This window comes from Halalkaliarchaeum sp. AArc-CO, assembly GCF_024972735.1.
GTDB lineage: Archaea > Halobacteriota > Halobacteria > Halobacteriales > Haloferacaceae > Halalkaliarchaeum.
This window is the reverse complement of the sequence record NZ_CP087723.1, coordinates 1,595,439-1,617,135: the sequence shown is the minus strand read 5'-3', so window position 1 is coordinate 1,617,135 and position 21,697 is coordinate 1,595,439. Positions and strand designations below refer to the sequence as shown.

Genomic DNA, 21,697 nt, shown 5'->3' with positions numbered 1-21,697 from the left:
TTCGGGATGGATCTCCACGGGCAAGGAATAGCACATCGTAAAGAGATTTTGGCACTACGGTATCGAAGATCTGTTCGACGTGAGTGAAACGTGCCAACTACACGTTGTCGATACAGTTCGAGGGTTATTACGGATGTCGTTGTCGGGGAAAAGAACGCAGATCCTGCTGATCGAAATTCCTGGGACGGAACTCCGTCGCGGTACCAACTGTTTCGGTTGCTTTCCACGATCGGCATGCTCTGGGCGGTTTTCGGCAGGAACACGATTACAAGAGTTGTCGAGTCCGAGATTTTTGCGGAATACCGTTGGAGAGACCAACTCGTGGTCCGACGATGTCGAACATTCACCCGTTGCATCGAGGAGCTCTTCTCTTTCAACGGAGACCGTGTCAGGTCTGTACTGGAGACGGACCACTACCGAATACGAGTGAAATTACAAAAATAATGGCGTAATGCAACGCGGCGGCGACGGATCCCAACAGAGGTGTTCCGAATCGACCGGCGTACTCGCGACGACATGAATTTCGTTCTCGAACCGGCCAGGGTTCCGGTCGAGACACACTCGCTCACAGCCGGTTGGAATTACAAACATAATTTTGTCACGCAAACACCGTCGAGAGCGCCGCGAGATGGTATTAAAATTACAACAGTTCATCACTGTCGAATTTTGTAGTTACAAGAGCTCTTCACCGGGTTTTGATGTCGCTCTCGATTCGGTACGTCAGGTCCTGGTAGGTGATGTTGATGTTCAGTTTCCCGATCTTGTACTGCAGTATCTCGGCGATCTCTTCGACGCGTTCGTCGTCGAATCTGAGAGACGGTGCAGCGACGACGACGGCGCCGTGAAACCGGTCCTGGTTGTCCACGATCGGTGCCGCGACAGTGCCGACGCTTTCGACGATCGACTCGCGCCCGTACGCGAAGCCGTCCTCCCGAATCCGTTCCAGTTCGGCGGTGAGCGAGGCTCGTCCGATCCTGTTTTTGAGCGGGAATTTGATCTGGTCGAGGAGTCGCGATCGTTTCTCTTCGGGGAGATGTGCCAGGATGAGCTTTCCTTCGGGAGTCGTATGGAGCTCGGTACAGAACCCGGCGTGGATGTCGGTCTGAATTCCTTCTTCGCCCCGTTCGTTTCCCATGAAGACCATCTTCCCGTCCGATTCGACGACGTAAGTCACGCTCTCCCCGGTCTCCTCGGCGATCTCCTTCAGGAGTGGCCGCACGTGCCGGTACGCGGTGCGCTTTTCGCGGACGATACCGCCCAGTACGAAGAATCGGAGACTCAGGTGATAGCTGTTGTCCTCGTCCTGGACGACGTAGCCGCGACGTTCGAGCGTCGAAAGATGAGAGTGGATCGTGCTCTTTGCCATCCCCAGATCCTCCGCGAGTTTCGACACGCCTGCACCGTCGACGTATTGAATGTGTTCGACGATATCGAACATACGATCGATCGCCCGGATCCCGTTTCGGCTCATAGCTGCGATGTTCATGAGTAACAGTTAAAGTCTTTTTCACACAGGAATCAGTCGACTGAAGCCGTATTGGAAACCGGGAAGAAGTCAGAAGTCCACCGGCTGGGTTGTCGTGTCCGTAGCGTTTTCTCCTCACTTTCGGGGACACCGGAGGGATTCTGTATGATCGAACGGCTGACGTTCACTCGGCGAGCGATTCGGAGAGCGGAGCCGCCTTCGTCGGCTCCGGGACGGGCGTTCCAGCCGCGTACCGTTCCACGTCGCGAGCCGTGTCTGGGGTATCGAGGATCTGTTCGAGACGAAGGTGATCGCCGTTCATCACCGAAAGGGAGACGCTTGCCGACGGGGAATCGTCGCCGCCGACTTCGGCGACGAACTCGCAAAACTCCTCGGCATACTTTTGATGGAACGGGTAGAGGTTCCCCGTATCCAGAAGCACGACGTGGTGATAGCAGCTGACGACGTCACGGACGAGTGTTTCCGGAGGAGTTCGCATGCTCTCGCTCCGTGCCGTGGCCTGTTCGATCCGTTCGCTTCGGGGCCAGGTCACGCGCAGGTCCGGATGTCTCTCCATTGCCTCCTCGAATCGATCGGTTACCTCGTCGAGCTCGCCCGCGTACGCCTTGTACACTTTATAACAGTCCAGTCCCACGTCGATCCAGCCCCTGGTCAGGTAGTACGTTCCCGCAGCCTTCCGTTCCCCGTGAGGGCCCTTCGGACGATCGGTGAGAAATAGTTCGATGCAATCGCCGCCGTGATGGACGTACAGGGGCACGTCGGAGGTTCGAATCCCGGCAACGCCATCGGGATCGTGATACAACACCAGGATTTCGTCGACTCCCGCCTCCTCGAGTGTCCGGATTCGCTCTTGGATCGCGTCGTGTATCCGTTCCGATTCGGGAGCGTGAATCGGAAACTCGTGGTACCACTGGGGGATCAGTTCGATCACGGCGTCGGGAGCCGACCGCCGAAGTTCGTCATACAGCGTTTCACAGGCGACGATACCGAGCATTGCCCGGTGATTTGTCGGGCGATAAAATAAGCGTTCGTACCGGTACCGAATGAACGCCGGTCAGTTCACTACAGCCGTGGGATCACGCATCGAGCCACTCTTTCGCCAGATTGACGCCGCCCGGTGCGTCGGTTTCGTAGCCGTCAGCTCCCACGTACTCGCAGACGTCGTCGGTGATCTGTCCGCCGCCGATCATCACTTTCACTCCTTCTCGAAGCCCGTCCTCGTTGTGTTCCTCGATGAGTCCCGCCTCCTCGAGCGCGTCGACGGTCTCCTGCATCGAGTCGAACGCCGCGGTCAGGAATCCACTCAACGCGAGGATGTCGGGATCGTGCTCCTCGACGGCGTCGACGAAGTCCTGCACGGGGACGTCGATCCCCAGGTCGTGGACTTCGAACCCGTTCAGATCGAACATGAAGTACACGAGGTCCTTCCCGATGTCGTGGATGTCGTCCTTGACGGTGCCCAGGACGACGACGCCAACCGGATCTTCCTCGTCGGCGTCGGGCATCTCTGTCTGGAGGATCTCGGATACCTGCTCGATGATGTCGCCCGCGTACATGAGGTCGGGTATGAAGTAGTCTTCCGCCTCGTACCGGTCGCCGACGATCGCCATTCCCGCCTTCAGATCGTCGAGGATATCGAGCGGGTCTTCGCCGGCCTCCAGACGTTCTTCGGCCATTTCTACTGCTTTCTCCTCCTCGAGATCAGCCAGCGCTTGCACAAATTCGTCTGACATCGGTAACCAGTTGAAACGTCAAAGTGGGATTCCTTAAAGATTGCGGGTCTCACGGCCTGAGATGGCCGTTTCGTACATCTTGAGTTTAATTATTACAATCAGGATTGTTTCTTCGGGGGAGATGGATCGCTTGGTGACAATCGCACGCACGGGTATCACTTTGTCGTCAGTCAAGGCGTTCTCCGTGCGCTAGACTGGCTCTCGATTGTGGTTGTCACACGTAGCACAATCCTTTTACTGGCGCGCGGTGTCATTTTAACCGGGTAGTATGTCACTACAGACAACCGTACAAGGTGCCGGCGACCCGATCACTCTCGACCGAACCGAACAGGTTCATCTCATCGGCGAACGCATCAATCCGCGACCGGATTCCGATCTGGCTGCGGCGCTTTCCGAGGGGAACATGGAGCCGGTACGCGAACTGGCAGTGGAACAGGTCGAAAACGGTGCAGACCTGATCGACGTCAACGTCGACGCCGACGGGGTAGACAAAGACGAAATCCTCCCGAAGGCGGTCGAAACCGTTGCGGACGCGGTGGACGTGCCGATCGTGATCGACACGAACTACGAGGACGCCGACGCCCTCGAGGAGGCGCTCCAGGTTTGTCCCGGTAAACCAGTCGTCAATTCGGTCAACGGTGAACAGGAGTCGCTCGAAACGATCCTTCCGCTCGTAGCCGAGTACGAGACGGCTGTTATCGGCCTGACGATGGACGACGACGGGATCCCGAACGACGCGGAAACGAGGTTCCAGATCGCCGAAACGATTCTCGCACGCGCGGCCGAACACGATATTCCTGAAGAGGACGTGATCGTCGACTGTGCGGCGCTTCCGCTGTCTACCGATTCGGAGGCCGGTCGCGTCACTCTCGACACCATGGAGAAAGTCCGCGACGAACTGGGCAACAACATCACGCTCGGTCTGAGCAACGTCTCCTTCGAACTCCCCAACAGGGAACTGATCAACAACGTCTTCTTCGCGATGGCGGTCAACGCCGGACTGAACGTGCCGATCATTCACGCCGAATCCGCGAAGGAAACCGCGCTGGTCGCCGACCTCGCGATGGGTCGCGACGACTACGCGACGCGGTATCTCGGCTATTACCGCGGCCGATAGTTCCTGTTCCCGCGGTGGGAACAGCCTTTTTCGGGGAGACAGCGTCCTGATGCCAAAAAGTATAATTACTATCCCTCTAGTTTTGCGGATGGAGGTTCGAGTTAGACATGTCCATACTTAAGCGAGGAGTAGGTCCAGATAGACGCTGGTTCTATCCGGCATCAGGCACCGGTTTGCGATTCATACTGGCGTATCTCGGGATCTGGTCACTGTTTTATCCGTATCTACAGAACGTTTACGGGCTAGATACGGTCGCACCTCTCGCGGCGGGTGCCTCCGCCGTCGGTGTCGGTGTGATGGTGATCGGGCCGCCGATCGCTGGAACGATCCTGGATTACCTGGAAACGCCGAAAATTCCGTTTGCGATCGCGGCTGCGTCGTTCTTCGTCGGGATGTTGCTGCTCGCGTCGATGTTCGCGATCGACAGCTGGGCGGAGGCGCAGTGGTTCTACTACGCGGGTAGCTTCCTCACCGGTATCGGGGTGGGAATGACCGCTGGAACCGCAGTTCCCACACTGTCGAGGTGGTACCGGGGCGACAGAATGGGTCGGGCAATGGGTATCATCAACATGGGCGACCCGCTGGGACGCGTTGCCCTCGCGCCGATCGTTGCGGGCCTGATCGCTTACATTGGGTTCGGCTACGACCTGTTCCTGCTGATCGGTATCGTCGGTGCGGCCGTGGTCGTCATCGTCGGCGTCGTACTGTGGCGGAACCCGACCCAAGAGGAGATCGATTCCGGTGTGCTTTCGGCGTCTCTCGACGACGAGGACGACGACGGGGCCGATGACGGGGAAACCGACGAGGCGATGTCCTCGGACGCGGCTTCCGAAGAGGATTCCGGAGCGGAAGACGACGGTGAAGACCGGATCGAAGAGGAGGGGGTTACGATCGGGGAGGCGGTGAAGATGAAGGAGTTCTGGATCCTCTACTTCGCAATGATGGGCGCGGCCTTCTCGTACATGGGCCTGCTCCAGAACATCTCCACGATCATGATCGAGGGACTGACCATCGGTGGGTACAGTGAAGCGTACGTTGCCGATTGGCTAGTTCCGACCTTCCTGTCGCTCACTGGGCTGCTCACTGCGGTCGGTGCGTACGTCTGGGGCGACCTGATGGACCGGCTCGGCGGCCCCTGGCGGACGCTCCCGTTCATTTACGGTATCCCTGCGGTGCTGATCGGGGTGTTCTACTTCGGTTACACGAACCTGTATCTCATTCTCGGTGTCGGTGCAGTGATGTTCTTCTTCTTCGGCGGCGAACCTGCTGTCCATTACGCCGCGGTTCCACATCTGTTCGGCCGGAAGAACATCGGCATGGTGATGAGCTACATCAACGCCTTCTCCGTCGGGACCGGGATCGTGCTCGGCCCGACCGTGATGGCGTACATCAACGACCTCTGGGGAGGATACGCGCTCGCACTCGCGCTCGCAGTCGCGTTGCGGCTCCTCTCTACTGGGCTGTCGTTGTACGGACTCCGAGTCAGCAAGGCGAAGGGCAAGTAACGCGGTAGCGCTGGGTTATCGCTGCTTCAGCCTTTTGAGAAAAGACTAAATGGATACCTTCGGTAGGTCCGAACGGATATGGTAAGCCTCGAGTCGTGGGCATCAGGCGAAGGTATCGAATTCGAGAGCGAAGAGGCCGAGGAAGCGTACAAGGCCCGTGCTGGCCGCATGAAGACCGCGATCGAACGTGGGGAACCGGATCGGGTTCCGGTGCAGGTCAGGGCCGGCTACCTCGCGGGCCACTTCGCGGACGTCACGTTCGAAGAGCTCATGTACGACGGCGAAAAGGCGAAACGCGCCTATCGAGAGTTCATCGACGCGTTCGACCCGGACAACAATCCGGTGATGCCGATCCCGTCGGGGAAGATCTTCGACATCCTCGATTACAAGCTGTACAACTGGCCGGGTGACGGTCTGGAGGAAGACGTCGCCTACCAGGCGGTCGAAGACGAGTATCTCAAGCCCGACGAGTACGACGACATCATCGAGAACCCTGACGCGTACTTCCTCCGCAAGTATCTCCCGCGCGTGTTCGGGGAGGCGGAAGGGCTCTCGAAGATCCCACAGCTCGCGACCGCGTCGGAACTCCCGTTCGCGAACGCGATGATGCTGTCGTTCGGGGACCCGGAGGTCCAGAGCGCGCTGGACACGCTGAAGGAAGCCGGCGACGAAGCCGTCCGGTGGCAGATGGAGGTCGGCTCCGTGTCGGGAGAGGCAAACGCGAAGGGGTATCCCTCGGCCTCCGGGGGGTACGCGAAGGCACCGTTCGACATGATCGGCGACACCCTCCGTGGCACCCGAAAGACGATGATCGACATGCGCAAGCGACCCGAAAAACTCAAACAGGCATCGGAGGCGCTCGTTCCGATGATGACCGACCTCGCAGTCGGCGGGCCGAAATCGACCGGCGTTCCCATCGTCATGTTCGTGCTCCACAAGGGTGCCGACTCGTTCATGTCGAAAGACGACTTCCGGGAGTTCTACTGGCCAACTCTGAAGGAAGTGATGGAAGGCGTACTCGAGGAGGGGTACGTCCCGTGGATGTTCGCGGAAGGGAGCTACGACGACCGGCTGGAGATCCTCGCCGACGACCATCCCGAGGGCGGAAACGTCGTCTGGCACTTCGATCAGACAGATATCCGTCGCGCGAAGGACGTGCTCGGGGATCAGGCGGCCGTCGCCGGCAACGTTCCCACTGGCGTCCTGAAGACCGGCTCGCCCGAGAAGGTCACGGAGTACTGTGAGGGGCTTATCGAGGACGTCGGCCCCGACGGCTTCATCCTCACCCCCGGTGCGACCGTCTACCGGGCGCCCGCGGAGAACATCCACGCGCTGGTCGACTCCGTGAAGTAGGATCGGGTTTTTCCTCTTCGTTTCGGGTCGTCGTCCGGTAGCCCCCTCGTCCGGCAGACCCGACGTGATCGGCCGTTTCACGCTGGATGGACCCATCAGTCGAGAGATCAGCTCTCAGTCACCAGTCTTGCAGTAAAAACGTCAGGTGAAAGTATAAGTTCCGCCCCAACAAAGAACAACTGTCGGGAACTACCATGAACGACGATCGACTGTCGGATTGGGATGTCATCTCTCCGAACCGCGGAGTTACCGAACGTACCCGACTCGACGACAGCAACTCATGAAACCGGAACACGACGTCACACTGGAGAACTGGGAGAACGGAGTGGGAATCGACTTCGAGGACGAGGCGGCACGGGACGCCTACCGGGAACGCACGGGCCGGTTCGCGGCCGCCATTCGGGGCGAAGAGCCGGATCGGATCCCCACTGCGCTCAGCGCCACCTTCTATCCGGTGTTTCATGCGGGGATCACGCCTGAAACAGCGATGAACGACGCGGCAGCGCTCGCCGCTGCGCTCGAGGAGACAGTGTACGATCTCGAGCCCGACTGCCACCAGCTGTCGGCCGCGTTGCTCCCGTCAGCGAAGATGCTCGAGATGCTGGATTACAACCTGTACGCCTGGCCGGGGGACGGCGCGTCCCCCGATACGGGATATCAGGCGCTCGAAAAGGAATACATGGGTCCGGACGACTACGAACAGCTCCTTCAGGATCCGACCGACTTCTGGCTACGCCACTACATCCCGGAAATCGTCGGTGCGCTCGAACCGTTCCGGAAGCTACCACACTTCACCGATCTCGTCGAGATTCCGAGCATTCACTTCATGGCGATCCCGTTCGGATTGCCCGACGTCCAGGAGGCCCTCGAGACGCTCATGGACGCCGGCGAGGAGGCGCTTCGATGGCAAGAGATCGTCGGCGGAACCGTCGAGGAGGTCATTCGATCCGGGTATCCCCGGTCGTTCGGTGGCTTCACCAAAGCACCCTACGACACTCTCGGGGATACACTTCGGGGAACAAAAGGGATCGCGATGGACCTCAAGCGGCAACCCGACGTGCTCGAGGAAGCCGTCGACAGTCTCACCCCGACGATGATCGAGATGGGGATCCGCTCGGCGCAGGCCGCCGGGAATCCGTTGGTGTTTATTCCCCTGCACAAGGGGGCCGACGGGTTCATGTCGGACGAGGAGTTCCGGACGTTCTACTGGCCGCAGCTCCGGGATGTGATCGACGCACTCACCGACGCCGGACTCGTCCCCTGGCTGTTCGCGGAGGGGAGCTACGACGACCGACTCGAGGCGATCGCCGATCAGCCGGACGGGAACGTCGTCTGGCAGTTCGACCGGACCGACATGCGCGACGCGAAGGAGGCGCTTGGCGACCGGGCAGCGATCGCGGGCAACGTCCACAGCTCGCTTCTCAACACCAAAGAGCCGGAGGACGTCGACGCATACTGTCGTGAACTCATCGAAGACGTCGGCCCCGACGGGTTCATCCTGGCGCCCGGCGTCGCGATGGACGAGGCGAAGCCAGAAAACGTGCGGGCGATGATCGAGGCACCCAGAAAGTACTGTTAGGCCCTCGGGTTTCGAATTTTTGGAGCTCCCGGTACGTGTTAGTCGGTACCTCACAGGGAGCGATCGGCGTCGACGTCAGCGAGTCTGGCTTTCACCTCGGGATACGCCTCCAGGTTCCGGTGGGGGAGATACATCGCTTCCATGAACTCGTCGTGGAACCCGTCCCAGGCGGCGAGTTCGACGTAGTCGACCTCCTCGACGATCCGTTCGGCTTCGGCTCTGGCGTCGCCGTCGAGCAGGGCGTAGATCGCTCCGTGACCGGCGGCGTTACCCAGGAACTCCACCCGATCCGCATCGACCCGTGGGTACATTCCGAGCAGCTTCGCAGACTCGGGATCGAGATAGTTGCCGAAGCCTCCGGCCATCACCAGCCGATCGACGTCTTCGATTCCCGCCTCCGAAAGCAGAACACTCGTGCCGGTCTGGATGGCCGCCTTGGCGTTCTGGATGTCGCGGATGTCCTCCTGGGAGACCACGATCGAGGATCCGTTGCCCGACGCGTCGGCCTCGACGAGGACGAACTCCCGGTCGCCCCCGTCCGTCTCTCTGATGCGACCACGCCCGTTCTCGGGATCGACCAGGCGTCCCCGACGGTTGATCGCCCCAACGAGGAACAGCTGGGCGACGACATCGACGATCCCGGATCCACAGATCCCGATCGGCTTCTCGTCGTCGATGACCTCGAGAGTGGGGTCCCAGGTTTCGGGGTCGAGTGACACCGCCTCGATCGCTCCGGGTTTGGCTCGCATTCCGTGAGAGATCTCCGCTCCTTCGAGTGCTGGCCCGGCCGGAGCCGAGGCTACCCACGCCTGCTCGCCGTCATAGACCGCGATCTCGCCGTTCGTGCCGATGTCGATACAGACCACAGTGTCGGACCGATCGAGCAGTCCCGCAGCGAGGATGTCCGCGACGAAGTCGGGACCTACCCAGCCGCCGATGATCGGAAGCCATGACAGATACGACGACCGGTGGATATCGAGACCTAACTCCCGAGCTTTCACTGCCGTCGACGACTGCATCGCTGGCACGTATGGGTTGGCCGCGACCGCGCTCGCGTCGATGCCGAGAAACAGGTGATGCATCGCGGTGTTCCCGACGAATACGGCGTCGTAGATCTCCTCGGTTGCGACGTCCGCCTCCTCGGTCACCTCGGCAATGCTCTCGTTTACTGCCTCGACGATTTCCGACTGTAGTTCTTCCCGTCCGTCCGGCTTCTGGGAGTGCTGAACACGACTGATGATGTCGCCGCCGTGTCTGCTCTGAGGATTGATCTGAGAACTGACGCTCACGATTTCGCCGCTCTTGAGGTCGATTAGATACACCGCAAGGGTCGTCGTGCCGATGTCGACCGCCAGCCCGTATGCGGACAGAGAAGTCCCGGGGACGACCGAGAGCAGCTCCTCCCGGTCGTACACGATGGCGGTACACTGGAGGGTCCCGTCGTCCGCTCGTTCGCGGATTCGAGACGGGAGATCCGTCATCGCGAGGCGATCCACCTCCGTGACGTCGATCCCGTAGTCACGTTCGAGTGCTGCGAGGACGCGTTCGCGATCCGCAATGTTGTCTTCCAGAGTCGGCGCGTCGAATTCCAGACGGTACAGACGGACGTGAGGAGCGAGATCGACGTCCATCTCTACGCCCTCGGTCATCACGATCTCTCCCTCACTTCGTGAAGACGCCGGGACGTGAACCGAGACGTCACCGTCTACTACCGCACGACAGCCCAGTCGATACCCGTCCGCCAACTGTTCTTCCGACAGAACCGTTCGCTCCTCGTCGGTCATCGGTGAGAGGTTGTCGGCACCGTCAGTTACCTGTACCGCACACGTTCCACACAATCCGTTACCCCCACAGAGAGCCTCGATTCGTCCGTTCATCCCGTCTGCGACTTCCAGCAGTGTTCGGCCGGATTCTGTCTCGACGTTGACTTCCCACGGGCTGAAAGACACGACAGGCTCTTGTGCCATGTAGTGGGATACGGACAAGGGTCTAATGAAGTTGGTGACTGGAGGGAGACCACACTGTCTCGAAAACTGGACTGGATTTCGATCCGTATCGATCCAACATTCTTGCGACTAATAAACTACAATATAATAGATAGGTTTGACGAATAATAATCTATCAGATATTTATATGCAGGCACCCAACAACTCCGTCGTCGTAGCGACAAGAAGGTGAGCTCGGGTCCGAGTAAGGATGCATGAGGATAAATGACGTTCTAACAGTTCCGACACCGATCTGATGCCAGGGGGAGCTATACTTTCTAATTTATTAGTGAATAGATTTAATTGGATTCGAAAATGATAGATTGTGGAAGTCTTATCAGTACTATAACATGTATTATTTATTTTTAATATGTAAACACTACATATCACTATATCAACCGTCCCGAGTCAGCGTTTATCGTAGGCAATCGAGTAGTTCACGAAAGCGCTCACCGCAATCTCGTCCCGCCTAACAGCGACCAGCAGTAGTTCGCGTTTTCAGAATATTAGTATCGTACCCACCATTTATTTTGTCTGTCGGAGTATCGGGGGATATGTGTGCTAATAACTACCAAATATCTGCCCAGGGAAAACAGCCGGACGACGGGGGTCGGTTTCCAGTTGATTTCCAGTGTGCTGGAGCTGAGAGCAACGTATGAGCACTGTCAACGCCGAATCCCAGGCGAGTGAAGAGCGGGGAGAACCGGCCGACCCCGACGTTCCAGTAGACGTGGAGGTGGAACTGGAGTTTTCCGAGGCCACAATCGAGGAGATCGAGGCGTACGCGTCACACTCGGGAGTGTCGAGGACGGACGCCGTCAGGCGTATCGTTCGGAAACACTTCGAGCAGACCGAACGGCGAACGATCCGGCTCACGGCGTTTACTGCGGGTCTCGCGTGGGTCGCCGCAATCGGGCTGTTCGGAGCGACCAACGTCGCGAGCGTCGTCGGGGCGATTTACATTGTCGTGACCCTGTTTTGGGCGAGCTATCCACTCATGCGGTCGTCCTGACCGACGAGCGTCTCCGGCCTGACCCACGAAAGGCCAACGCTTATTCTTTCGAACGGGCTACAGTTCACGGAACGATGGCAGGACGGAACACGAGTGGTCGAACCGAACTCGACTGTGGTGGGTCCCGAGCATCCGTTCCCCTGCCACGTATCGTGGTTTCGGCCATCGTGTTTGTCGCGGTAGCTGTGGTCGTCGCAACCGCACTGGGTAGCGGTCCGTTCGCGGCGGTCACGCCTGGTGCCGTCCTCGATAGCTCGGAATCCGACGGCCCGAGTCCGACTGTCGAAGCCTCCGAACAGGGAACTGTCACGATCGAGTACCGCACCGAATCAGGTAGTTCCGATCGGCTCGTCGTCGACGACGTCGATCCCCGGCTGATAGACGCCAGGGCGGGATGGGTCGTCGTCGACAGAAGCCTCTTGCCGCCGGCGCTCGAAACCGCAGCCGGCGATCCCGAGTCCGGGATCGTGACCGTCGGCGATAAAGCGTTGGTGGGCAACCTTTCCGTATCCAGTCGGGATGCCGGAAACGCAACCGTCACCGTCGTCGTCCCGGCGGGTATGGACGCGGATTCCCAACTGAAGTCGTATTTCCTCGCGGAGTTTGTCTCCCCGTACGATCTCGGGCCCCACGGGACAGACGCCACGATCGTCCTCGCCCCGGACGCGCTTCCGCACCGAGGTGCAACGTACGCCGACGGGACCGCGTACGTAACCGTCCCGCAATTCTGGGACGGCCACGTCGGGAGCGTCTGGTTACACGAGTACGTTCATCTCCGCCAGGGATACGACGCGGAAACCGAAATGGTCTGGTTCACCGAAGCCAGCGCGGAATACCTCTCGTATCGAATCATGGCCGAGCAGTACGAGGAAGTCACCGACGACGACGTGCGGAGTCGACTCGAATCCCTTCCCGAACATCCCGACGCGACGTTGTCCGAGCCGTTGACCTGGAACGGCGAAAGCGTCGATTACACCAGGGGACCCCGCCTCCTGTACGCCGTCGACGCTGCGGTTCGGGACGGCAGCGACGGCGAATACACCCTGTTCGACGTGTTCCGTGCGATGAACGAACTCGACGACCCCGTGACAGTCGAGGAGTTCCGAAGTCTCGTCGAGGAACACTCCGGGGAAGAGGAACCGTGGATCGAGGACGCGATCACCGATGCCGGGCCGATGGATCAGTATCGCGAGTACGACGAACTGTTCTCCGAGAGCTGAGACGGCGGGCGATTTACGCCGACTCGAGTGCGTCAGCGAACCACGCTGCGGTCTCTGGAAGCGTTCGCGCACGCTCACCTCCAACTTCGTAGTGTCCCATCGCGTACACGGCACCGCGGTCCCCTCCGTACCGTCCCTCCTCGAGGTCTCGATCCGCCAGGCCGATAGCGGCAACGCTCGCGGAGATTCGATTCCCGATCAGGTGCGGATACGAGTCGACGTCCAGGGCCGCCTCGATCGCTTCGATTGCCGATCGTTTGACATCCGCTACCGCTTCGACGTCGTCTGGACGGTCGAGGTCTCCCTCCGAGATCCGATCGCGAAGACGCTCGAACGTTCGCCGTTCGTGTTCGAGTTCATACAGCGCCAGAAGCGCCCGGGCGTCGCGATCGTTCTCGAGGTGGTCGTCGACGCGCGAGCGATACCGGTAAATCGTCCTGAGCACGTCGGACCCGCCGATACCGTCGACAACAATCTCTCGAGGAGTGCCAGCCACCGGAACGTCGAACACCTCCTCGGGGTCAGAGTCGGCTGGAGGGAGCGCCTCCACGTTCGGATCTATCTCTGCCAGTAGTTCCGAGGTAGCGCGTTCGATCGGTTCATCCAGGGGAGTATCGCTGCCCTGCTTTTGTCGATCGAGCAGCAGCTCGACCAGTTCGAGCCGCGCTCTCGACGACTCGAGGCGCCCTGCAGCCTCGCCCACAGCCTCGACCTCGGAGGTGAGCGGGGACTGGGTGTCGACACGATCGAGCCTGCCCTCGAGACTGTCGAGACCTGCTTCGATCGCGTCGTACACGAGCACTGCTTCGTGTATGACGTCTCCCGTTTGTTCGAGATCGGATTCGATCTCCTGACGCGTTCTGTCGACGGATTCCACTACCTCGTAAACGTCCTCTCGGACCCGACCGGCGGTGGCGACGGCGTAGGCAGCTTCCGCCTCCGCTGCGTCGCGTCTCGACCGCCCGAGTGTCGTAAGCCGGTCGTAGTTGGATTCGACCTCCTCGAGGTCGGTGAGTCGCTCCCGGGCACGCTGGCGATAGTCGGCGATGTAGCTCCGGACGGCCTCGTTCGGAATCTCTGGTGCGAGATCCGACGGGATCGGATCCAGCAGTGACTCGAAGCGGTCCCAGCTCTCTTCCACCGATCCGTCGCCGAGTGACACCGGAAGACGGTCGGTTACCTCTGGAACGTCGATGGCAGCGATCTCGCGTAGTTCCTCCTCGTCTACGCCGATCGGCGGTGGATCGTCGGAGGGAAGCGAGAGACAGCCGGAGAGCGACGCCGCAAGGGACGTCACGCCCGTTGCGACGGCCGACAGGATCGTCCGTCTCGACTGCGGACGGTCGGAACCTCGGCCGGTTGTTCGATCGTCGGAGTTCATTTGTGGTCTCCCCCCAGTTCTATCGGCTTCGCACCGCTCGCGGGATGATCCGGCGGCAGTTCACAGCGACTGCTCCAGCCGCGGCCGGAACCGCTCGGCGGCGACTCGAAGGGGACCGGAACCCGGATAAACGTAATCTGGTACTGGTTCTCGTCGGCGGAACAGTCGACGGCGGGATCCCGCATCGTCGAACAGAACTGGGGAGCCAGCCGGGATCCGGAGGATCGACGGTGGACGTACTGGAGGCGATTTCGACGACACGCCGACACCGACGACTCCTCGATCAGCACCGACGCGTCGTCGTACTCCGTCTTCTGGAGGAACTCCTCGACCCGTCCGGGATCTGGGAGTTCCCGACTGAACTCGAGGAGACCGACGTGGGTCGAATCGATCACGTACGGCAGCCTGAGGGACTGTCCCTCGGCGTCGTCGTGGCTCTCGTCGTAGGTGACGATCTGCTCTCCACGATCGATGTCGATCTCGAGTCGCTGGCTGAGGACGGTCACGTCCGTGATGACGTTCTCCGGATCCGGACCGATGTCCGACTCGGAGTCGGATGACTCCGGGGCGTCGAGACAGCCGGCAAGCGGGACCGCAAGGAGACCGGCGGTCCACCGAAGGACGTCTCTCCGTTGGGGGCTTCCAGTCGAGGGGACCATACCGATTCTCCTACGTCCGTTGTCAAGTACCTTGGGGAGCCTTCGTGGCGGGAACTGCGACGGCAACCGGCAACCCGTGGCAGTCAATATCGCTGACGCGAGTCAGGTCTTCCGTTCGATCTCCTCGAGCGCTTCCGGGTTCTCGAGACTCGAGAGGTCACCGAGCTCTTCGCCCGTGTAGGCGGCCGCCATCGCTCGACGAATTATTTTCCCGGATTGGGTCTTCGGGAACTCCTCGACGAACAGAATCTCGCGGGGGCGGAACGGCTTGCCCAGCTGCTCCCCGACCGTCTCCTGGAGGCCCTTCATCAACCCCTCGGCGGCGTCGACGTCGGGTTCGAGGATCACGTACGCGATTACGGCAGTGCCGGTCGTCTCGTCGGGAACGCCGACGGCTGCAGCCTGATTGACTGCGTCGTGTTCGATCAGCGCACCCTCGACCTCCGCGGGTCCGACTTTCCGTCCGGCGACGTTGAGCGCATCGTCGGCCCGGCCGTGGAGATACCAGAAGCCGTCCTCGTCTTTTCTGGCCCAGTCTCCGTGATCCCACAGGCCCTCCCAGCTCGACCAATACTCCCGGAGGTAGCGTTCGTCGCCGGACCAGAGCGATTTCGTCATCGACGGACAGGAGTCTCGAGCAACCAGGAATCCGCGTTCGTGATCGTCTGCGACCGATTTCCCGGACGAGTCAACGATGTCGACGGCCATCCCCAGCCCGGGACCGCCCAGCGTACACGGCTTCAGCGGCTGGATCGGCATCGGCATCAGGAAGCACCCGCAGATTTCGGTACCGCCGGAGATGTTGATGATCGGCGTCTCGCCGCCCCCGATCTCTTCGTAGAACCACTGCCAGGATTCCGGATCCCACGGCTCGCCGGTCGATCCCAGCAGTCGGAGCGACGAGAGATCGTGCCCGTCGACCCAGTGGTCGCCTTCCTTTCGCAGCGCCCGGATCGCCGTCGGGGAGATGCCGAACTGGGTGATCCCGTGTCGATCGATTATCTCCCAGAACCGATCCGGCTCGGGATAGTCCGGGGCGCCTTCGTACATGAACACCGTCCCGCCGAAGGCGTGGTTCCCGATCAGGGTCCACGGCCCCATCATCCACCCGATGTCGCTCACCCAGAAGAACCGGTCGGCCGGTTGGAGATCGAATCCGAAGTACAACTCCTTTGCACACTGCAGCAGGACTCCCGCGTGCGTGTGAACGATTCCTTTCGGTTGCCCTGTCGTTCCCGACGAGTACAGTAACATCGACTCCTGTGCCGAGGGGAGTGACTTGGTGTCGTACTCGTCGGACTGGGAGCCGACGGCCTCGTCCCACCATTCGTCGCGATCGTTCCAGGGTATCGCCGGGCGGTCGCCCTCCTCGCGCGCCGGTTCGCTGGACCCCAGGCGATCGTAGACGATCACTCGCTCGACGTGGCCGGCCTCCTCGATCGCCCGATCGGCGGTCTCTTTGAGATAGATCGGCTCTCCCCGCCTGTAAAAGCCGTCACCGGTGAACAGGACCCGACACTCGCTGTCTTCGATCCGGGTCGCGACGGCGTCGACACCGAACCCCGAAAAAATGGGCACCGCGATCGCGCCGACCGCAAAGCAGCCGTACAGTATCGGGATCACCTCGGGGACCATCGGCATGTAGAGGCCGACCGTGTCCCCGGTTTCGATCCCGCGTTCCTCGAGCGCGTTCGCCACCCGGTTCGTCTCGCGGCCGAGTTCCTGGAAGGTCAGGGTCCGGACCTCCCCGTCCTCGCCTTCCCAGAGACACGCGACCTTGTTGCGCGTCTCCGATTCAGGATCGGCGTGACGGTCGACGACGTTGTGTGTGATGTTTAGTTTCCCACCGGGGTACCACTTCGAGAACTGTGGTCCCTCAGAGTCGTCCCGTACTACCTCGTACGGCTCGTCGAATTCGATGTCGAGGTAGTCGACCAGCTCGTCCCAGAACCAGTCGACGCCGCTTTCCTCGACGCCCGGAACGTCGGCCGTAGTCCGTTCGATCAGTTCGTCGTAGTCTTCGATGCCGTACTCCTTCATGAAGGCGTACACGTTCGTGGACTCGACGAACTCCTGGGTGGGCTCGTGAACGATCTCGGTTCCGGATTCAGCGTCCATGACGTCGTCGAACTACCCGCTCTTACGCGAAATACATTATTATTTATAATGTGGTATGTTGCGAGCCACTCCGTCAGCGCACTCGAACCACCGAAAGCAGTTCGATCAGCGGACGAACCCGCTCCGATCAGCGGGTTCCGAGTTCGTCTTTGTCCTTGAGGACCCGCGTTTCGGCTTCGCCGCTCGACACCTCGTTGACGAGGTCGTAGAAATCGTTTTGTAACCCCGCAGGGAAGGTGATGACCCCCACCCACGAGCCGTCGTTTTGCCACTCCTCCCGTTCGAGTTCGCCGAACTCCCGTACCTTCGCCTGGCCGCTACCGGCGTGTTCGGGGGGCAACTGGACTGCGATCGTAATTTCTTCGAACCTGATCGGCAGCACGGGGCGAAGGGCCTCCAGCGCCTCGTCCACCTGACTTTCGACGGTTTCCATCGGATCGACCCGGAACCCCGCCTCCTCGAGGGCTCGCTCGATCCGTTCGGGAGGATGGGGGGCGTCGTCCATCTGGGGATTGACCGCGTTGCGAGTAATCGTGTTGATCAGTTGCTTGCGCTTCTGTTCTTGCATCTCGCGGCGCTGCTCGGCAGTGATCTGTATCTCGCCGTCTTTCACGACCCGCGGAATGATCTCCATTGGATCGGTCGTCTCGAAGACGGTCTCGAGGTCGTTCTCCGCGGGACGGTCTCCCCGGGAGGCGTCCTCGAAGACGTCTTCTGCCGCGATCACGTCCTCGAGCTCCCCGTCGAACTCGCCGCGTTTGATCGCAAGCGCTGCGTCCGGGTCGATCAACACCTCGAAGCGAGCGCCGTGGGATTCCAGTCTGGCAGTCACGGCCTCGTCCAGCGATATCATGTACCGATGGTTTCGTCCGAAATTATAAAAAGCCCCTCCCGACACTACGGTTCGAGAGCCGGGATCGGGGGAGCTGTGGACGGCGGTCACAGGTGGGTCAGCGCACGGCAGCGACGGCTTCCTCCATGACGTCGATGGCCTCTCGGAGTGTGTTCTCGTCGGTCGCATACGAGATCCTGGCGTATCCCGCCCCGTTCTCGCCGAACGCCTCCCCAGGGACGACGATCACGCCGCGGTCGAGACACTCCTCGACGAACCCGTCGGGCACCTTCGGCATCGCATAAAATGCGCCCCGTGGCGTCGGACAGTCGATACCCGCGTCGTTCAGCCCCTCGAGGAGGAGGTCCCGACGGCGCTTGAAGGAATCGGACATCTCCCGAACGATCTCCTGTGGCCCGGTAAGCGCCGCCTCCGCGGCGTATTGGGCGGGCGCGGACGCACACGCCTGGATGTACTGGTGAACTCGAAGCATCCGTTCGATCCGTCGCTGTGAGGCGGCGACCCACCCGAGCCGCCACCCGGTCATCGAGTAGAGCTTCGAGGCGGCGTTTATCAACACCACGTTGTCCGTTTCGGCGTACTGAGCAGGGGAGTGGTGTTCGCCGTCGAAGATCGTGTACTCGTACACCTCATCGGAGACACAGAGCACGTCGTGTTCGTCGGCGATCCGGGCGAACTCTCGCGTGTCCGCCTCGCTTGCGACAGCGCCGGTCGGGTTGGCCGGCGAGTTCACGACGAACGCCGCGGTGTCGTCGGTGATCGCCGCCTCGATGGCGCCCGGATCGATGGTGAGGTCCTCCCTGAGGGGGACAGGAACCGGCGTTCCACCGGCGAGTCGGGTCAACGCGTCGTAAGAGACGAAGCCCGGATCCGGGATCAGGACCTCGTCGCCGGGGTCGACGTGGGCCTCGAGGGCCAGATGGAGCGCTTCGCTGCCGCCAGCAGTCGCGATCACACGCTCGGGATCTAGATCCAGTCGCTGATCGCGCCCGTGTTTCGCGACGATCGCCTCCCGGAGGGATTCGATGCCCTTGTTCGAGGTGTACGCGTCCGCCTTGCCCGCCCGGATCGCCTCCACGGCCGCCTCCCTGGCGTGTGACGGCGTCGGGAAGTCCGGTTGCCCCAGTCCCAGGTTGATCGCGTCCTCACCGGCCGCCTCGAACACCTCACGGATTCCGCTTATCGAGATCTCCTCGACTCGCCTCGAAAATTCGGTCATACCAGCAAGCGCTACCTCCCCGGCCATAGTTCTGTCGCGTCGCAATGATTATTGTAGTGATTACCGGTCGATCGGCCACCCGGCCCGCCGATCGTTCGGGTACGGCCGAGAATACTCAGTAGCAGTCGGCTGATTTCAGACGCAAATCGTCGGAGCGTTCCGCCCCACGGGAATCGCCGAAACCCCTATTAGTTTAGGCTCGCCTAACTTCTCGCATGAGGACACGAGACGTCCCCGACGAGAACGCCACCGACGCATCCCCGAGACGGGAGCCGAGGGACCTTACGCCGGAAATCTGTACTGTCAGGACCTCGCCCGGTCGGCTCCTCTTTTCGGAGACGGACAACCCGGACGGGTGGATCGCGACGGATTCGGCCGTCGATCTCGAGCGATAGCTGTCTAGGCCTCGCCATACACCGGAACTGCGGCGCCGCTCGTCACCCGGGCTGCGTCCGAACAGAGGAACAGAATCACCTGTGCGACGTCAGCCGGGTCGACCCAGTCGTCGCTCGGTGTCATCATCTCGCGGTTCATCGGCGTGTCCAGGACGCTCGGCATCACCGCGTTCGCGCGAACGACGCCGGTGTTCTCCTCGGCGATCGTTTCAGTCAGTAGCCGAACGCCGGCTTTCGACGCCCGGTAGAGTCCGTCGCCGCTGCCTCCCTCCAGGGATGAGCGTGCCGACACGGACACGATCTCCCCCTCCGACTCCTGGAGGTGCGGAAGCGCGTGTTTCGAGGCGAGAAACATGGTCTTCAGGTTGACGTCGAACAGGAAGTCGAAAAGCTCCGTGTCGGTGTCTTCGACCGGATCCCCGCCCCTCCAGGTTCCCGCGATATTACACAGCGCGTCGATCCCGCCGAACTCTGAGGCGATTCCCTCGATTGCCTCGAGAACGATCGTCTCCTCGGTGAGATCGACCTGATAGAAGTGGATCCCGTCGGCAAGCTCGAGCAGGGAGTCGTCGCTCTCGACGTCGACGACGTCTACTGCCGCCACGGTCGCCCCCGCCCGATGAAACGCCTCACAGACGGCGCTTCCCAGCGCGCCACAGGCTCCGGTCACGATCACTACGTCCCCCGAAAAATCGAATTCGGCTTCCATATCGTGTGGTTTGTTCGCATACGTATAAATCGACCGTCGATCGGCCCCCGTCGGCGGCAGACATCCCGGGCGGTGCCCGCCACTGTCGGACGGTCTCTGGCCGGGCTAGGTCCACCGATCGAGACCCGTCTGTGTGAGGGCCTCCTCCAGGCGTTCGAACCCACGGGCTACCTCCTCGGCCGGGATTTCCCACTCGTCGGTCACGTACTGTTTCGCGGCCGCAACGTCCGGATCGATCGATTCGTCGAACTCGTACTTCGTCGTGACCGGCGGATCGAAGTACAACTGTCGAACCTGCTCCGCGTCGGGGATCTCTGTGTCTCTCGCGTCGAGAACGCCCCACAGGTCACCGTGTTCTTTGATCTCCGTTACTGCGGTTTTCGGCCCGACACCGGAGATCCCCTCGTTGAAGTCGGTCCCGCAGAGAATGGCGACGTCGACGAGCTGTTCGAGGGTGAGATCCAGCTCCGCAAGCGTCGCCTCGAGATCCATCAGTTCCGGGTTGCCGGAGCTCGTCAGCTGTCTGAGCGTAAGCGGTGCCCCGAAAAGCAGCGTGTCGTAGTCCTCGCTTCCGGCGTAATCGACGTCGCCAACCCTGGCCATGTACGCACACTGTGCTTCGCCTTCTGCCGGGGCTTCGACGTACGGAACGTCGAGACGGTCGAACAGCCCGCGGGTCGTTTCCTGGATCACGTCGGTGAGACGCTGGGTTCGCGCCTCGAGCCGCGCAGCCGCAATCGCGTCACCCCGATCTCGGGCGTCTTCGAGTTGCTCTTGGGCGGATTCCCGTTTCTCCCGTCGGCGCTGCACCTCGTCGCTTTTGAGCTCCGTGACGCCCCCGTCGAAGACGAACACCGGCGTCAGATCGTGTTCGAAGAACTTCGGAAGCCCCTGTACGACCCCGATCAGGTTGGCGACCTCCTCGCCGTCGTCGGTCGTGTAGATGCGCTCGTCGGTGAACTTCACCGTCGTCGTGAGATACCGATACAGCCAGTTGTGTGCGTCGACGGCGACGAACGTCCCGTCCAATTCGTCGAACGACACCTCCCGGATCGACGCGAGCGCTCTGAGATCCGCGTTTCCCATCGCCCGTAGTTCGGACGCTCACGGTTTCAAGTCACCGAGTCGTGACGAGTGTGAGGAGAGTCGGTACCGCGGTCGGGGTCGCAGTACCGATGTAGCGAGTAGTCGGATTCGGTCGGCTGTACCGCGGCGTCACACGCCCGTCCCGGCCGGTGTCGCCGGGACGGTCGGTTCATCCTCCCGTGCGGGGTTCCAGGCTCGATCGATCCGTCGGGCACTCGGTCCGCGCAACGGCACGTGAAGCGCCGAAATCGTCTGACGCCGCAGGCGGAACGGGACTCCCCGTTCAC

General features: G+C 61.0%; 18 protein-coding genes. 7 read left to right on the top strand and 11 right to left on the bottom strand.

Annotated features, from left to right (window positions below; all coding sequences use genetic code 11):
• Positions 1–685: 685 nt before the first annotated feature.
• The 3 genes from AArcCO_RS08690 to AArcCO_RS08680 all read right to left on the bottom strand — a co-directional run bounded on the left by AArcCO_RS08690 (position 686) and on the right by AArcCO_RS08680 (position 3,219).
• Positions 686–1,471: an IclR family transcriptional regulator gene (locus AArcCO_RS08690; protein WP_259533030.1), complete on the bottom strand. Its 786-nt coding sequence runs from the start codon at positions 1,469–1,471 to the stop codon at positions 686–688.
• A gap of 178 nt (positions 1,472–1,649) precedes the next feature.
• On the bottom strand, positions 1,650–2,480 hold the full coding sequence (locus AArcCO_RS08685) for a DUF1638 domain-containing protein (RefSeq protein ID WP_259533029.1): 831 nt from the start codon (positions 2,478–2,480) through the stop codon (positions 1,650–1,652).
• An 82-nt stretch (positions 2,481–2,562) separates the two neighbouring features.
• Positions 2,563–3,219 (bottom strand): cobalamin B12-binding domain-containing protein, encoded by a 657-nt coding sequence (locus AArcCO_RS08680; protein ID WP_259533028.1) that lies wholly within the window; start codon positions 3,217–3,219, stop codon positions 2,563–2,565.
• Between the two features lie 268 nt (positions 3,220–3,487).
• On the opposite strand from AArcCO_RS08680, the gene AArcCO_RS08675 reads away from it, so the two are divergent.
• From AArcCO_RS08675 to AArcCO_RS08660, 4 genes are all read left to right on the top strand, one after another.
• Positions 3,488–4,336: a dihydropteroate synthase gene (locus AArcCO_RS08675; RefSeq protein WP_259533027.1), complete on the top strand. Its 849-nt coding sequence runs from the start codon at positions 3,488–3,490 to the stop codon at positions 4,334–4,336.
• A gap of 173 nt (positions 4,337–4,509) precedes the next feature.
• A complete protein-coding gene (locus AArcCO_RS08670) occupies positions 4,510–5,841 on the top strand; it encodes an MFS transporter (RefSeq protein WP_259533026.1) in 1,332 nt (443 codons plus the stop codon).
• Between the two features lie 78 nt (positions 5,842–5,919).
• Positions 5,920–7,194, top strand: coding sequence for a uroporphyrinogen decarboxylase family protein (locus tag AArcCO_RS08665; protein ID WP_259533025.1), 1,275 nt, complete (start codon positions 5,920–5,922; stop codon positions 7,192–7,194).
• Positions 7,195–7,474: 280 nt separating this feature from the next.
• On the top strand, positions 7,475–8,773 hold the full coding sequence (locus tag AArcCO_RS08660; protein WP_259533024.1) for a uroporphyrinogen decarboxylase family protein: 1,299 nt from the start codon (positions 7,475–7,477) through the stop codon (positions 8,771–8,773).
• A 50-nt stretch (positions 8,774–8,823) separates the two neighbouring features.
• On the opposite strand, the gene AArcCO_RS08655 is transcribed toward AArcCO_RS08660, so the two are convergent.
• Positions 8,824–10,740: an ASKHA domain-containing protein gene (locus tag AArcCO_RS08655; protein WP_259533023.1), complete on the bottom strand. Its 1,917-nt coding sequence runs from the start codon at positions 10,738–10,740 to the stop codon at positions 8,824–8,826.
• A gap of 673 nt (positions 10,741–11,413) precedes the next feature.
• On the opposite strand from AArcCO_RS08655, the gene AArcCO_RS08650 reads away from it, so the two are divergent.
• Together AArcCO_RS08650 and AArcCO_RS08645 are read left to right on the top strand one after the other, a co-directional pair.
• Positions 11,414–11,770, top strand: coding sequence for a hypothetical protein (locus AArcCO_RS08650; RefSeq protein WP_259533022.1), 357 nt, complete (start codon positions 11,414–11,416; stop codon positions 11,768–11,770).
• Between the two features lie 74 nt (positions 11,771–11,844).
• The gene (locus AArcCO_RS08645; protein WP_259533021.1) at positions 11,845–12,990 is read left to right on the top strand and encodes a hypothetical protein; all 1,146 of its coding nucleotides are present in this window, start codon (positions 11,845–11,847) and stop codon (positions 12,988–12,990) included.
• A gap of 13 nt (positions 12,991–13,003) precedes the next feature.
• Here AArcCO_RS08645 and AArcCO_RS08640 read toward each other — a convergent pair whose 3' ends face one another.
• From AArcCO_RS08640 to AArcCO_RS08620, 5 genes are all read right to left on the bottom strand, one after another.
• Positions 13,004–14,371 carry a hypothetical protein gene (locus AArcCO_RS08640; RefSeq protein WP_259533020.1) on the bottom strand — a complete coding sequence of 456 codons (1,368 nt, stop codon included), beginning with the start codon at positions 14,369–14,371 and terminating at the stop codon, positions 13,004–13,006.
• Complete coding sequence (locus AArcCO_RS08635; RefSeq protein WP_259533019.1) at positions 14,368–15,030, bottom strand: hypothetical protein; 663 nt, start codon at positions 15,028–15,030, stop codon at positions 14,368–14,370. Before AArcCO_RS08635 ends, AArcCO_RS08640 begins: the two co-directional genes overlap by 4 nt.
• Before the next feature lie 102 nt (positions 15,031–15,132).
• Positions 15,133–17,148 carry an AMP-binding protein gene (locus tag AArcCO_RS08630; RefSeq protein ID WP_259533018.1) on the bottom strand — a complete coding sequence of 672 codons (2,016 nt, stop codon included), beginning with the start codon at positions 17,146–17,148 and terminating at the stop codon, positions 15,133–15,135.
• 127 nt (positions 17,149–17,275) lie between these two features.
• Positions 17,276–18,001 carry a ribosome assembly factor SBDS gene (locus tag AArcCO_RS08625; RefSeq protein WP_259533017.1) on the bottom strand — a complete coding sequence of 242 codons (726 nt, stop codon included), beginning with the start codon at positions 17,999–18,001 and terminating at the stop codon, positions 17,276–17,278.
• A gap of 97 nt (positions 18,002–18,098) precedes the next feature.
• Positions 18,099–19,220 (bottom strand): pyridoxal phosphate-dependent aminotransferase, encoded by a 1,122-nt coding sequence (locus AArcCO_RS08620; RefSeq protein WP_259533016.1) that lies wholly within the window; start codon positions 19,218–19,220, stop codon positions 18,099–18,101.
• Positions 19,221–19,435: 215 nt separating this feature from the next.
• Here AArcCO_RS08620 and AArcCO_RS08615 point away from each other — a divergent pair, with 215 nt between their 5' ends.
• Positions 19,436–19,615 carry a hypothetical protein gene (locus AArcCO_RS08615; protein ID WP_259533015.1) on the top strand — a complete coding sequence of 60 codons (180 nt, stop codon included), beginning with the start codon at positions 19,436–19,438 and terminating at the stop codon, positions 19,613–19,615.
• Between the two features lie 4 nt (positions 19,616–19,619).
• Here AArcCO_RS08615 and AArcCO_RS08610 read toward each other — a convergent pair whose 3' ends face one another.
• Entirely contained in the window at positions 19,620–20,324 is a 705-nt protein-coding gene (locus AArcCO_RS08610; protein WP_259533014.1) for an SDR family oxidoreductase, read from the bottom strand.
• Between the two features lie 105 nt (positions 20,325–20,429).
• Positions 20,430–21,410: a flap endonuclease-1 gene (fen, locus tag AArcCO_RS08605; RefSeq protein ID WP_259533012.1), complete on the bottom strand. Its 981-nt coding sequence runs from the start codon at positions 21,408–21,410 to the stop codon at positions 20,430–20,432.
• Positions 21,411–21,697: the final 287 nt, after the last annotated feature.

Excerpts from the sequence above, each read along its gene's own strand:
- AArcCO_RS08690 (WP_259533030.1), bottom strand. The coding sequence starts at position 1,471 with ATGAGCCGAAACGGGATCCGGGCGATCGATCGTATGTTCGATATCGTC.
- AArcCO_RS08685 (WP_259533029.1), bottom strand. The coding sequence starts at position 2,480 with ATGCTCGGTATCGTCGCCTGTGAAACGCTGTATGACGAACTTCGGCGG.
- AArcCO_RS08680 (WP_259533028.1), bottom strand. The coding sequence starts at position 3,219 with ATGTCAGACGAATTTGTGCAAGCGCTGGCTGATCTCGAGGAGGAGAAA.
- AArcCO_RS08675 (WP_259533027.1), top strand. The coding sequence starts at position 3,488 with ATGTCACTACAGACAACCGTACAAGGTGCCGGCGACCCGATCACTCTC.
- AArcCO_RS08665 (WP_259533025.1), top strand. The coding sequence starts at position 5,920 with ATGGTAAGCCTCGAGTCGTGGGCATCAGGCGAAGGTATCGAATTCGAG.
- AArcCO_RS08660 (WP_259533024.1), top strand. The coding sequence starts at position 7,475 with ATGAAACCGGAACACGACGTCACACTGGAGAACTGGGAGAACGGAGTG.
- AArcCO_RS08655 (WP_259533023.1), bottom strand. The coding sequence starts at position 10,740 with ATGGCACAAGAGCCTGTCGTGTCTTTCAGCCCGTGGGAAGTCAACGTC.
- AArcCO_RS08650 (WP_259533022.1), top strand. The coding sequence starts at position 11,414 with ATGAGCACTGTCAACGCCGAATCCCAGGCGAGTGAAGAGCGGGGAGAA.
- AArcCO_RS08645 (WP_259533021.1), top strand. The coding sequence starts at position 11,845 with ATGGCAGGACGGAACACGAGTGGTCGAACCGAACTCGACTGTGGTGGG.
- AArcCO_RS08640 (WP_259533020.1), bottom strand. The coding sequence starts at position 14,371 with ATGAACTCCGACGATCGAACAACCGGCCGAGGTTCCGACCGTCCGCAG.
- AArcCO_RS08635 (WP_259533019.1), bottom strand. The coding sequence starts at position 15,030 with ATGGTCCCCTCGACTGGAAGCCCCCAACGGAGAGACGTCCTTCGGTGG.
- AArcCO_RS08630 (WP_259533018.1), bottom strand. The coding sequence starts at position 17,148 with ATGGACGCTGAATCCGGAACCGAGATCGTTCACGAGCCCACCCAGGAG.
- AArcCO_RS08625 (WP_259533017.1), bottom strand. The coding sequence starts at position 18,001 with ATGATATCGCTGGACGAGGCCGTGACTGCCAGACTGGAATCCCACGGC.
- AArcCO_RS08620 (WP_259533016.1), bottom strand. The coding sequence starts at position 19,220 with ATGACCGAATTTTCGAGGCGAGTCGAGGAGATCTCGATAAGCGGAATC.
- AArcCO_RS08615 (WP_259533015.1), top strand. The coding sequence starts at position 19,436 with ATGAGGACACGAGACGTCCCCGACGAGAACGCCACCGACGCATCCCCG.
- AArcCO_RS08610 (WP_259533014.1), bottom strand. The coding sequence starts at position 20,324 with ATGGAAGCCGAATTCGATTTTTCGGGGGACGTAGTGATCGTGACCGGA.
- fen (WP_259533012.1), bottom strand. The coding sequence starts at position 21,410 with ATGGGAAACGCGGATCTCAGAGCGCTCGCGTCGATCCGGGAGGTGTCG.